At 43.1% G+C, this 12,100-nt stretch carries 14 protein-coding genes; 5 read left to right on the top strand and 9 right to left on the bottom strand.

Annotation, left to right across the window (positions count from 1 at the left end; all coding sequences use genetic code 11):
- Positions 1 to 160 precede the first annotated feature (160 nt).
- Positions 161 to 838, bottom strand: a complete 678-nt coding sequence (locus tag NAF17_RS12430; protein ID WP_252758314.1) for a hypothetical protein — start codon at positions 836 to 838, stop codon at positions 161 to 163.
- A gap of 228 nt (positions 839 to 1,066) precedes the next feature.
- Between NAF17_RS12430 and tyrS the strand changes: the two genes are divergently transcribed.
- Positions 1,067 to 2,350, top strand: a complete 1,284-nt coding sequence (gene tyrS / locus NAF17_RS12425; RefSeq protein WP_252758313.1) for a tyrosine--tRNA ligase — start codon at positions 1,067 to 1,069, stop codon at positions 2,348 to 2,350.
- A 23-nt stretch (positions 2,351 to 2,373) separates the two neighbouring features.
- Here the strand turns inward: tyrS and NAF17_RS12420 are convergent, their stop codons facing one another.
- Both NAF17_RS12420 and NAF17_RS12415 read right to left on the bottom strand, forming a co-directional pair.
- A complete protein-coding gene (locus NAF17_RS12420; protein ID WP_252758312.1) occupies positions 2,374 to 3,027 on the bottom strand; it encodes a PH domain-containing protein in 654 nt (217 codons plus the stop codon).
- Positions 3,028 to 3,091: 64 nt separating this feature from the next.
- Positions 3,092 to 4,078, bottom strand: coding sequence for a LuxE/PaaK family acyltransferase (locus NAF17_RS12415; RefSeq protein WP_252758311.1), 987 nt, complete (start codon positions 4,076 to 4,078; stop codon positions 3,092 to 3,094).
- A gap of 145 nt (positions 4,079 to 4,223) precedes the next feature.
- On the opposite strand from NAF17_RS12415, the gene NAF17_RS12410 reads away from it, so the two are divergent.
- On the top strand, positions 4,224 to 4,898 hold the full coding sequence (locus NAF17_RS12410; RefSeq protein WP_252758310.1) for a lipid-binding SYLF domain-containing protein: 675 nt from the start codon (positions 4,224 to 4,226) through the stop codon (positions 4,896 to 4,898).
- A gap of 119 nt (positions 4,899 to 5,017) precedes the next feature.
- Here NAF17_RS12410 and NAF17_RS12405 read toward each other — a convergent pair whose 3' ends face one another.
- Genes NAF17_RS12405 through NAF17_RS12390 form a run of 4 tightly spaced genes read right to left on the bottom strand, consistent with a single transcriptional unit; the run spans position 5,018 to position 8,999 of the window.
- Entirely contained in the window at positions 5,018 to 5,614 is a 597-nt protein-coding gene (locus tag NAF17_RS12405) for a hypothetical protein (protein ID WP_252758309.1), read from the bottom strand.
- A gap of 1 nt (position 5,615) precedes the next feature.
- Positions 5,616 to 5,954 carry a hypothetical protein gene (locus NAF17_RS12400; RefSeq protein ID WP_252758308.1) on the bottom strand — a complete coding sequence of 113 codons (339 nt, stop codon included), beginning with the start codon at positions 5,952 to 5,954 and terminating at the stop codon, positions 5,616 to 5,618.
- A 3-nt stretch (positions 5,955 to 5,957) separates the two neighbouring features.
- A complete protein-coding gene (locus NAF17_RS12395) occupies positions 5,958 to 8,390 on the bottom strand; it encodes a penicillin acylase family protein (protein WP_252758307.1) in 2,433 nt (810 codons plus the stop codon).
- Positions 8,391 to 8,435: 45 nt separating this feature from the next.
- The gene (locus tag NAF17_RS12390) at positions 8,436 to 8,999 is read right to left on the bottom strand and encodes a thermonuclease family protein (protein ID WP_252758306.1); all 564 of its coding nucleotides are present in this window, start codon (positions 8,997 to 8,999) and stop codon (positions 8,436 to 8,438) included.
- A gap of 186 nt (positions 9,000 to 9,185) precedes the next feature.
- Here NAF17_RS12390 and NAF17_RS12385 point away from each other — a divergent pair, with 186 nt between their 5' ends.
- On the top strand, positions 9,186 to 9,440 hold the full coding sequence (locus NAF17_RS12385) for a (2Fe-2S) ferredoxin domain-containing protein (RefSeq protein WP_252758305.1): 255 nt from the start codon (positions 9,186 to 9,188) through the stop codon (positions 9,438 to 9,440).
- On the opposite strand, the gene NAF17_RS12380 is transcribed toward NAF17_RS12385, so the two are convergent.
- Complete coding sequence (locus NAF17_RS12380; RefSeq protein WP_252758304.1) at positions 9,437 to 9,967, bottom strand: ferritin; 531 nt, start codon at positions 9,965 to 9,967, stop codon at positions 9,437 to 9,439. The genes NAF17_RS12385 and NAF17_RS12380 overlap by 4 nt on opposite strands.
- A gap of 124 nt (positions 9,968 to 10,091) precedes the next feature.
- The gene (locus NAF17_RS12375; RefSeq protein ID WP_252758303.1) at positions 10,092 to 10,457 is read right to left on the bottom strand and encodes a hypothetical protein; all 366 of its coding nucleotides are present in this window, start codon (positions 10,455 to 10,457) and stop codon (positions 10,092 to 10,094) included.
- 99 nt (positions 10,458 to 10,556) lie between these two features.
- Between NAF17_RS12375 and pgmB the strand changes: the two genes are divergently transcribed.
- Both pgmB and bla read left to right on the top strand, forming a co-directional pair.
- A complete protein-coding gene (gene pgmB, locus NAF17_RS12370) occupies positions 10,557 to 11,207 on the top strand; it encodes a beta-phosphoglucomutase (protein WP_252758302.1) in 651 nt (216 codons plus the stop codon).
- A gap of 28 nt (positions 11,208 to 11,235) precedes the next feature.
- Positions 11,236 to 11,934, top strand: coding sequence for a subclass B1 metallo-beta-lactamase (bla, locus tag NAF17_RS12365; protein ID WP_252758301.1), 699 nt, complete (start codon positions 11,236 to 11,238; stop codon positions 11,932 to 11,934).
- Positions 11,935 to 12,100 lie beyond the last annotated feature (166 nt).

Here is a 12,100-nt window from a genome sequence, read left to right as displayed (position 1 = left end):
GATATATTTTTTACAGATAAAAATATTTTTAGTGTTAATTATTGAGTTTTAAGCACTTTTATTAAAAAGTTTAAGTTTTTGTGAAGACTTGGGCGCAGATATGAGCTAAGTACGTTAATTAGTTGAGAGATAACACTCTAAACTCGGGCTTTATAAAGGTTTATCCCTCCGGCGAATTTAGCTTGTCCCCTATCTCATTATAAATACTCATAAAGCTATCTATCAATCCAAGGCGGTAATCTAAAAGTATAGTGGTCATGTCGGCCTCTTGCTGCGGCGTAAAAGGGTTACGCCAAACACGCATACAAATTCGCTTTAGGGCATAAGTGATCTGCTCTATATTAACATAGGTATTAAGGTAACGACTACGCTTAAATTCGGTATAAAATTTAAAGAATACATCGGGATTATCCATCCCGGCAAAAACCAAAAACTTGCGGATAACATCATCTTCGCAATTATCCAAATGGTCATAAAAATCACTTACCGTAATTTCGCTGGTGGTGATGAGCAGGTTATCCAAAATCAATTCTATAGCGATATGTCCCAAAAAGAAGGGTTTAACCGGAGATTTGGTTATAACAGGGGACAGCAAATTTTTAAGCACATGCGAATGGGTAAGGAAAAAATCGGCTGAGTGAAAGTATTTGTCAACTAGTAAGTGCTTGTTCCAGCCCTCAATAATGGTATTAACTTTTGGATCTGCATGTATCAATTTCTCGGGGTGTAGAATAATGGATTTATCGGCATTTTTCAAAAGATCGGGCAATACGATACCCAAGATAAAGTAGCAGTTAATGGTACCCCGGTCAAAATAATAGTGCGATAAAAAATTCATAAAGGCGCTTGTACGTCTGTTGTATTTGAACAAAATACAAAAATAGGGCTAAAGCGTAAAGCCCAACTACAGATATTATAATATCACGACGGTTTGATAACTCTGTTTTAACAGGAGTTAGGATGTGCAAATATGCAAATGTGCGAATATGTAGATGTTCAATTTATCAGTTGGCACATGCCTGTTAATGTGCATATTTGTACATTCGCACATTTGCACATTTATAATATGAATTTTGTTGAAGAATTACGCTGGAGAGGCATGTTGCACGATATTATGCCCGGCACCGAAGAAGTATTAAATAAAGGTATGGCTTCGGGATATATAGGTTTTGACCCCACTGCCGATTCGTTGCATGTGGGCCACCTTACCCAGATCATGACGCTGATCCACTTTCAGCGCGCGGGCCATAAGCCTTATGCTTTAGTTGGCGGTGCTACCGGCATGGTGGGCGATCCATCGGGCAAATCGGCCGAGCGTAATTTACTCAGCGAGGATGTGCTGAACTACAATCTGAAATCGGTACAGGCGCAATTAGAGAAATTCCTTGATTTTAACAGCGGCGACAACAGTGCCCAAATGGTTAATAATTACGACTGGTTTAAGAACTTTACCTTCCTGGATTTTATCCGCGATGTGGGTAAGCATCTTACCGTTAATTATATGATGGCAAAAGATTCGGTTAAGAAACGCCTGGAGGGCGATACCGGCATGTCATTCACCGAATTTACTTACCAGTTGGTACAGGGCTACGATTTTTATTACCTGTGGAAGCATAACAACTGCGTATTGCAAATGGGGGGCAGTGATCAATGGGGAAACATTGTTACCGGTACAGAGTTAATCCGCCGTAAGGATCAGGGCGAGGCTTTTGCCTTAACCACGCAATTGATCAAAAAGGCAGATGGCACCAAATTTGGCAAAACAGAAAGCGGCACGGTTTGGCTTGACCCTGCCCGTACATCGCCATACCAGTTTTACCAGTTTTGGTTGAATACAACCGATGTTGACGCCAAGGCCTACATCCGCATCTTTACCTTGTTTGAGCGTGATATTATTGAAGCTATGCAAACCGAGCATGACGCAGCTCCACATACACGTGTGCTACAAAAAGCTCTCGCAAAAGACATCACTCTTCGCGTGCATGATGAAGCCGGTTTTGAGAAAGCTATTAAATCGACCGAGTTTTTGTTTGGCAATACCGGCATCGAGTTTTTGAGCGAACTGAACGACGAAGAGCTTTTAGCCATATTTAGCGGGGTACTAAACTTTACAATAGCTAAAAGCGAATTGGAAGCAGGTATAAATGTATCTGATCTGCTGGCTGTGAAAACTACTGTATTCCCATCAAAAGGCGAAGCCAAGAAAATGATACAGGGTGGCGGTGTTTCTATCAACAAAGAAAAAGTGAATACTGCTGATGATATTTACGGAATTGATAAACTCATCAATAACAAATATTTAGTAGCACAAAAAGGAAAGAAGAATTATTTTTTAATTAATGTAGAATAAATCTCTCACCTCTGATCACTATCTTAAAAATCGCTTAGCAACTCCAATTTCTTGTGGTTGTATTCTTCCTGAGAGATCAAACCACTCTCGAACAGGGTTTTTAGTCTTTTCAGTTTTTCGGTAAGTTCGTCTTTCTTTGGCTCTTCTACCGGGGCAATGGGTGCTGGTGGCGGGGAAGGCACAGCAACAGACTGTTGTGCTACCGGCTGGAAGGCTACCTGTGATGCGTGATCGATGTTTAACGAACCCGATTCGGCACGTTTTTCTTCCAGTTCGCGCAGGCGGCGGGCCTCGCGTTCGGCTTCTTTACGTTCCTGGGCGTATTGATAAAGTTTACGGGCCTGTACTTTGGGCAGGTAATCTACACCCATTTCGGTGCCGATGGTAGTTTTAGCACTAAACACCGCGCCTATAATTTCTTCTTTAGTATAAACGTCAATAATATCTTTCCATACAAAATCAATAAACTTAATAGACAGGCCAAGGTTTGTCGGTGTAAAGAAAAAAAGGCGTTTATTAGTAATGGCAATACAATCCGGAAAAAGGTTTACGATGGGCTTTTTCTGCACTGCTATGTATATGATTTCCTCGCCGGTAGTAAGCAGGTCAACCAAACGGCTGTATACTTTTTCTACGGCCTTGGGGTCTTGTTCGTCGCGTAAGAATTTATCTATCATGATATTGATGTTCTTGATTGGGGCAAAAGTAAGAATATTTATACAACCCTTTTTAAATTAAGATTTAGGCGATCAGCAAATTACAACCGCGGATATCTGAGTTATCAAAGCGGCCCAATACCTCAAAAGAACTATCTTCATAAACCCTCCCCAGATCCTGCGTAGCTATAAACGAGCAAGAATTGATATTAGCCAGGTCGATGATATTTACACCGCCGGTTTTGCCCGTACCAACCAACGTAAAAGGGTCATTGGTATCGCGGGTGATGATCTTCATCCAGGGCGGACAATTGAAGATGCCCCCTCCTTTTGAGTAAGCTTGGGACAAAAGTTCTGTCATCCCGTACTCGGAATGGATAGCGTTTACACCAAAACCTGCGCAAAGCGACGCATGTAGTTCCTCGCGGATCATTTCTTTGCGGCGGCCTTTCATGCCCCCGGTTTCCATTACGATAAGTTTCGGGAAATCCACCTTGTAGGTATCAATAAAATCCAATAAAGCGAAAGTCACACCTATCAATAAGGTTGGTTTACCTAAGGCATTCTGCTGTAGTATTTTAGTATGTAATTCTTCATGATTATACAGGTAAAAACCGCTATCCGCGTTATCCGACTGTGTGATCAGATCCTGCGCCATATAAATGAGTGATGAACCTTCACGTTCCAAATAAGCTGGTAATAAGGCCAATACGGTATAATTTTTTATATCGCCATAAAACAATTGGAATGCCCGGCGAAAGCTTTCCACATACCAGCTTACATCGGTTACATGGTGGCTGCTGGTGATCATCCCTGTGGTGCCAGAGCTGGTGAAAACCACATCGACGGGCTCCGCCGAGGTCACTACATTGTGTGCCTTGAAAAATTCTACGGGCAAAAAAGGGATATTTTCAAGGGATTTTACTACATCCGGATCCGCCTTTAAACCACCAATAAACGCCTTGTAAACGTCACAATTCGCCGCCTGGTATTGAAATACCTGCAAGGCCGTTTTTGTAAAACTTTCCTCGTTATTTATCGCGAATATTTGCTCTTGTCCGGGCTTGATCATGCTGTGGCAAAGATAAGGCGAATAAGCAGATGTGCAGATATGCAATGTGCAGATGAATGTAAATATAAACCGGCTACGTATAAATATCTACAACAATTATTCTGAATTGGAGTTATAACAACATTTATACACAACAAATACGACAATGAAAACATTAAAATTTTTTAGCTTACCATTACTGTTAAGCGCATTTTTTATACTGGCATCTGCCAAACCTGCCGACGAGAAAGGCGTAGCGAAGATCAACGACGCTACCAAGGTTATTAAGGAGTTTAGTAAGATGAAGGAAAGCATCCCGCATGAACTGATCGCCGAGTATGAGGGTATCGTCATTATCCCGAAACTGATCAACGCAGGCTTTGGTATTGGCGGCAAACGCGGGCAAGGCGTTGCTATGGTTAAACTGGCCAACGGCAAATGGAGCGACCCGGTATTCATCACCCTTACCGGGGGCAGTGTTGGTTTCCAAATAGGTGTACAATCGGTTGATATGGTTTTGGTGTTCCGCAACAAAGGCGTTTTAGCCAAGGTAGAAAGCGGCGACTTTACCATTGGTGGCGATGTATCTGCAGCAGCAGGCCCGGTTGGCCGCAGCAGTACCGCCAGCACTGATTATAAATTACAGGCCGAGGTGTACTCTTACTCGCGCAGTAAAGGTTTGTTTGCCGGTATCAGCATCAACGGTTCTAATCTCGCTATCAATAAAAGCGCTAATGAAGCTTACTATGGCGAGGCTACTGCTTCCGCAGATATTTTTGCAAGAGCGGCCGATAAAACGCCTGCCGTTACCGAGTTAAAAGCTGCTTTAAGCGCTTTGTAATTAGGCGACAATATTTATGATTAACAGCCCTGACCAGATAATGGTTGGGGCTTTTTTGTTGGTTAAGCTGAAACTTAACGCATTTTGGGACAAAGTTGAAAACTTCGATCATAGTATTGCTAACTCCCCTTCGTTTTATACCAATTAATATACGCAGGTAATTTTAAAATTGGAATTGCATTCTGTTCTGTAAATTCGTTATCGTTTGCTTTAATGGCCACCTTTTTCACATCTAATGCAAAAGATTTCTCACCTAACACCGTATCCAACATTTTAAACAAACCATTGAAATAATCATCTTCATATTCATAATTATATTTAGGAATATATACTATAATTCCCACGCCTGAATTATTTGAAGGATTAAAATATAAATTTTCAGTATTAAGCTTTATATCTCCCCACTTAGTTTCAAAATGCCCTTTCACCTGCGGTTTTAGAGGTATAAACAACCAATTTGAAATTACAGGAGCGTCATTAATTAAATTTTCTACTACATTAAAGTAATTTACATCTCCTTCGGCTGTAATTATTAACTCATTAACCTCTCCCGGCAAACCACCTATTTCAAAATATATTTTTTCGCAATATTTATGTAAATGCTCTTCAAAATCATCAAGTAGCGTATCGCGCAGTTCAGCATCAATTACATTTAATTCTTCATATTTTACAGCGTTTTGGCTAAACCAATTCCAAAATTCCTTGGTGTTATTCATATCACCCCTTCTCAAACGCCCTTCTCACCAACCATCCCGATAATGCCGACATCCCTCCTGCCAAGCCGCCTATTAAAGCGGTTACGGCCAGTAGCGACCCCCAATTTGGTAAATGGAAAACATGCGCTACGCGGATAGCCAGGATATGTTCGTTAGGGAAACTTTTAAGTAAGGCCAGGGCTATCCAGGCTAAGGCAATGCCGCAGAAACCCGACCAAAATGCCCAACTTGATCTTTTGCCGAAAATAATGGCCGCACCGAATGCCATAATGCAACCCACCCACCACGGGAACAGGTAACCGCAAATAAACGAGAGTAATAATATAACCGGGAATAACATAGCTTATTTGCTTAAGGTTAATGTTCTTTTTATTCTGTTGGAGTTTTGGGTGGCCGATTGCAAGAACAGCAGTTCTTGCAGCTTACCAGCTTGCCAGGTTTTTAGCATATCATCATAAAAGAAGCTGCCGGGGTTGCCCGATTGCCCACCCGGGATAATGCCATACCCCTTAACCTGCGGACCAAGCTGTACCACCATCCGCCATGACGGGCCGTGACCATCTATCAGCGCGTTTACTGTTGAGCCTGTGCCGCCGCTGGCAAAATTGCCAGAACCTAAACCCGGCACATTGCCCAAATGCTTCACTTCAAATTGCTTTACATTGCCCCACTGCCAGGTTTTGCCAATGCCGCCCTGCTCTTTCACCAGCTCGTTTATAGCAGCGGTATAAGATGCCATGATGATATCCGTAGCGGTTTCTTTTACCGGTGTAGCCTTGTTATTAAACCAGATGGAGTTTGGGTCTTTCATCAGCAGGGCTTCTGTCCTGTCCATGGTTGGGGAGTATAAAAGGATCTTATTGTCCTCGAAACTGTCCTGCCAGGTAAAGTTGTAAAATTTAACCCACCACTTGCCAAAGATGCTTGCCCCTACCGATTTGGCTCCACAATATTTATCCCATTTCTTTAGCGTATCTAACGCGGCCAATTGTGTTTCATCCAGTTTAGATGCATCTAAATATTTAATCATAGTTGGCAGAATATCCTGCGCGCGGATGCTGTAATCATCCGTTTGCAATAGGCGCATGCTATCCACCGTGGCCTTGCTCATGGCACCAAGTCTATCGTTTATGCGTTTACCGCGCTCGTAGCCTTCAAACTTCCAGTTGATATAGTACGGATAGGTTTGATCTGTAGACGATTGATTGGCCGAACTCACAAAGCCACGCTGCGGGTTCTTCACCGTTGGGTTTTGCTCGTACGGGATCCAGCCCTGCCAGTCGTTAGCGGGGTCGCCGCCATCCATAATAAATTTGCCCTGGTCTTTATATTTCAACGGTAGTTTACCGTTTGGCGTAATGGCAATATCGTTATCTGCAGATGCGAAAATAAAATTCTGCGCAGGGGCGGTGTAGTAAGTTAATGCTTTGCGATAATCGGCATAGTTGCTTGCCCTGTTTAGCAGGTAAAAGGTTTTAAACTCATCGCTTTCATCATGCGCTATCCACCGCAGGGCATTGCCTACCGGCACATTAATGCGGCCTTTTTTTGCCATATCGGCATTATCATAAACTACCGGGCCGTGGTGGGTGTACAACACGGTATCTATCAATGGTTTTTGGCCGAGGATCTTGATGGTTTCTATCTTGCGGATAACTTTGTTCCATTTCTTGTTATACCAGTATTCGGTGCGGTTGGCATCTTTAAACTTAACCTGGTACCAGTCTAAAATATCGGCATCTACATTGGTTACGCCCCAGCTTACTTTTTGATTGTAGCCGATAACCACACAAGGCGCTCCCGGCAGGGTTACGCCGTAAACATTTACACCCGGCGCGGTCATTTGCATTTGGTACCAAATGGATGGCAGCGTTAAATTCAAATGCGGATCGTTCGCCAATATCGGGTAACCACTCGCTGTCTTACTGCCGCTTACGGCCCAGTTATTACTGCCGATGCCTTCTATCTTTTCCTTATCTTTCATACTCGCCAGCATTTGTGCTTTAAAAGCTGCGGGGGGCCGAGGAACGGGCAATGGTTTAAAATCCCATTTTGTCCCTGCGGGGATAATGGGGTCTTCGTGCGTTGGGTAGTCGGGAAACAAGTCGTTGGTTATTTTCGCGCCGAATTTATTGAGCACATTAGTCATGGCCAACTCGTTGGAACCGCCTGCCAATGTCTCGCTCATCAGCTTTAACAGGTATGCCGAATTGATTGGTTTCCATTCCTCGGGCGCATAGTTCAATAACTTAAATTCTATTGGGTATCCGCCGGGTTTAAGCTGGTTGATGTATGCGTTCACCCCGTCGCTATAGGCGTTGATCACCTGGCTCATTATAGGGTCTTTTAGGATACCTTGCAGGGTATGCTCGGCGCCGTAGGTCATGCCCATTCGGCGGTGGTAACGGTCTATATCTAAAGCCTTGGCACCAACAATTTCTGAGAGCCTGCCTGCCGCACTGCGGGTTTGGATGTCCATTTCCCAAAGGCGGGCTTTGGCGGTTAGGTAACCTTGTACGTAGTAAAGATCGTGGTCGTTCTCTGCGAAAATATGGGGCACCATGTTCTCATCAAACTTAACGGTAACCTTGCCTTGCAGGCCCTTTAGTTTAAGGTATTCTGTGGGGATGATGTTCTTGCTCTCGGCATTTTGCCAAAACCCGGTAGATGGGTTCAGGAACTCACCAAGTGGCGGAATATCGCCAAATTTGGTTTGCAGCGCCCAGATCAGCGCGAGTGTAAATATGGTAGATAGAATGGCCTTAAATACTTTCATTCGGGTTGATGTATTTGTAGGCAAGTTACGTATTACTACGCTAATTTAAAACGCTATCGTATCGCGCTTTTTACGGGCCTTTCGCATTTTATAAGGTCGTTTGGCTTTAGTTGCTTTCTTTTCTACCCGCTGGGTTTTAGCTTCTTTCCTGAAATTCCAAGGCGGCGTTGGGTTGGTATCCTGCCACAGGCCAACACGAGCTTCATGCGCATGCTGTTCCAACATGGCCAGTTCCATGCTTTTGGAATAAGCGCGGTACTGCCAGGCAAAGCCCTGCTTTACTATTTCGTAGTTTACGTTGGTACCATTCTCCAGTTCTATCTGTGCTACGGTGCGGCCATAACGGTCTTTTTGGTTGCCTATCAGTTTTACCTTTTTACCAAAGCACAGGTCTGATGTAAATTGCTTGGCCGCCTGCCCAAAGGCCTGGCTTTTTTCGGGGCAATCTATTTCGGCAAGCCTCACCGTAATGCTTTGGTTATCGGGCGAGAGCAAAACCACCGTATCGCCATCCTTAACCCCTACTACCTTGTAAAGCGTTTCGGTTTTATTACAACCGAGTGTTAGCGCGAAGACAAAGAGGCAAAAGACAAAGGACTTTTTAAGCATAAAGCGAAGATAGAAATTTGGGTTATTTAACAATAACGTTTATAGGCGTAAAAGACGCGAGGGATCGCATCTCTACAGATTATTTTTTCTTGAGAGACGCGATACTTCGCGTCTCTCCGAAAAAATAGCGTCTCTCAAAAATAAAGCTGATATTTGTAAATTAATTATTTATAAAGAAAATACGCGATGGGAAAATTCACTGTACCAGATAAAGTGCTGTTTGTATGTACAGGAAGCAAGTGTGCTAAACGAGGCGGCAAAAGCATGTACAAAACTGCCGAAAAGTTTGCTAAGCACAGCAGCGGAGATATAGAAGTAATACGAATTGAATGTACAGACCGGTGCGATTGGGCGCCGGTCTGTACATTTTCTCCGGGTAACGTTTGGTTAAAAGAATACTCGGAAAAAGATGTTTTAAAGCTTTTGCTTAATAAGGATTAAGCTTCGCTGTCGTATTTTATTTTACCAACGTGCTTGTCAATTTCCCAGTTACCGGTACCTTCTTCTCCAATAACTTCAAATAGCTCAAGAGCACGGCGGGCTTTGTACTCTTCTTCGCGCTGTTCTTTCAAGAACCAGTTTAAAAATTCGTTGGTTACGTAATCCTGCTCGCTTAAGCAACGTGCGTATATATTTTTAATTGATTGGGTTACGCTAACTTCCTGGTCAAGCGCATCTTCAAATACCTCGCGGAACGAATTGTATTCTTGTTTAATGCCGGTTACATCAGGTGATATCGCGTTGCCGCCCATATCCAGGATGTATTTATAAAATTTAAGCTGGTGTTGTCTTTCCTCTTCGGCTTGTTTAAAAAAGTACTCAGACGAGTAATCGAACCCATTACGGTTACACCATGATGCCATGGCTAAATATATAGATGAAGATGTTGCTTCTTTTTTAACTTGCTGGTTTAAAAGCGACTCTACATCGGCAGAGATCAGGCTTCTGATACGGATTAGATCTTTCATGTTGATATTGTTTTAAAACCATCTAAGTAAAACAACAAGCGTGCCGACTTAAATAATTATACAATAATAGGTGTATATACCCGTGTGAAAGAAAATAAAAACAATATGAATTAAGTCTAAATCACTAAACTGCAATACGATACAGGCGATCTTGCAAAATACTGTTCAATTGCAGCATTACAAAGGTGCCTTCCAGTAGTTCTTTAAGGGCGATGATCTGTAGTAGGGTGAGGATGTAAGTGTGGTCGCAAGCGCAGATAAAGATGATTTCTACGTCCGGGTCTTTAACGTTTAAAAGTTTCGCTTCGATATTTACGTTGTAAACCGCTTTTTTTAGCTTAAGTAAACAACGATAATCAAATTTGGCAACCTTACCTGCAAAGTCAACATACCAGCAACGATCCGCATCGCTTTGATATACAGCGCCTTTTGCGGTGGCAAATACATCTGCCCAGGTATTGGTTTGCGGAGTTGTTAAAGTTGTAACCATTTGACCTTACAAAAGACGCCATTATTTATAATTAATCCAAATAATGTGGATGATTTATTTATAATGATTATTAACAAGGCAACTTATATCTTTACACCTATGAATATCAAAGCCTGCATTTTTGACCTGGACGGTGTAATTGTTGATACCGCTGTATACCATTACCAAGCCTGGAAACGCCTTGCCAACACCATGGGCTTTGATTTTACCGAGCATCAAAACGAGCAGCTTAAAGGCGTAAGCCGCATGGCATCGCTCAGCCTGATTCTGGGCTGGGGCAATATCACCAATAAAACCGAGGCTGAAAAAGAGGAATTAGCGGCACAAAAAAACACCTGGTATACCGAAATGATAGGCAAGATGACACCTGCAGAGATCCTGCCCGGCGCCCGCGAGTTTGTACAAACCTGCCGCGACGCGGGTTTAAAAACAGCCATCGGCTCTGCCAGTAAAAATACGCCTACCATCCTCAATAAACTAGAACTTACACACCTGTTTGATGCTATTGTAGACGGCAACAGCGTAAGCATCCCCAAACCCAATCCCGAAGTATTCCTGAAAGGTGCCGAAGCGATTGGTGTTGAACCTGCCCATTGCGTGGTTTTTGAAGATGCCGTTGCCGGGATAGAAGCTGCCATAAACGGTGGAATGAAAACGGTGGGTATCGGCTCGGCAGATACCTTGACCAAAGCACAGATCGTAGTAAGCGGGTTAGATAAAATAACGTTGGATATATTGGAGGAATTGTAAAATGAGATTGCGTACGCTAATAATTTGTTTGTTATTTACTGCCGGGGCTTTCGCTCAAAAAGCGGTTAAAAAAATTGAGATAAAACACCTTACCAAAAACTATTATGTTTGCATATCCTATGGTTACCCGCCGGGCAGCAATGAGCCTTTCCCGGCAAATAGTTTACTTGCGGTTACGCCTAAAGGGGTTGTACTGGTAAATACACCCTGGGGCGACGAGCAAACACAAGAACTGGTAGATAGCGTTAAACGTCGTTTTAATAAAAAGATCATCTTTTGTGTGGCTACCCATTTTCATGACGATTGCGTGGCCGGCTTTAACGTATTAAAAAAGCAGGGCGCAAAAACTTACGCCAGTAAAGAAACCTATGCCCTTGCTAAAAAAGAAAAAAACGAATTACCACAATACACTTTCGCCTGTGATACTACCTTTAATATTGGCGGCGTAAAGCTGCAAACCTATTATCCCGGTGCCGGCCATACGAGTGATAACATTGTAGTGTGGTTGCCACAGGGCAATGTGCTTTTTGGCGGCTGCCTGGTTAAAAGCTTAGACGCCAATACCAAAGGCTTTACCGGCGATGCCGACCTAAACCATTGGCCCGTAGCCATTAAAAATGTAAAAACTAAGTTCCCTACCGCGCAATACCTTGTACCTGGCCACCAGGGATGGCAGGGCGGTACCAAACAGCTGGCTCACACGCTAAAAATTGTAACGGCAAAATAGTTAGTTTTTTAGTTTGGCCCGCGCTTTAACAATCTTTGTTAAGGCTTCGGCTACAAATTCATTTTCATGGAGATCTAACTCGGTAACCGGGCTCGCGCCATCAAACTCGTAGCTGATTTTTCTGTAGCCGTTATCTTTCGCTTTAAACTTGCGGCCGTTCTGTTCA

Origin of the sequence: Mucilaginibacter aurantiaciroseus, assembly GCF_024055595.1 — a bacterium.
In the GTDB taxonomy this organism is placed as follows: domain Bacteria; phylum Bacteroidota; class Bacteroidia; order Sphingobacteriales; family Sphingobacteriaceae; genus Mucilaginibacter; species Mucilaginibacter aurantiaciroseus.
This window is presented reverse-complemented; position numbering and strand designations above follow the sequence as displayed.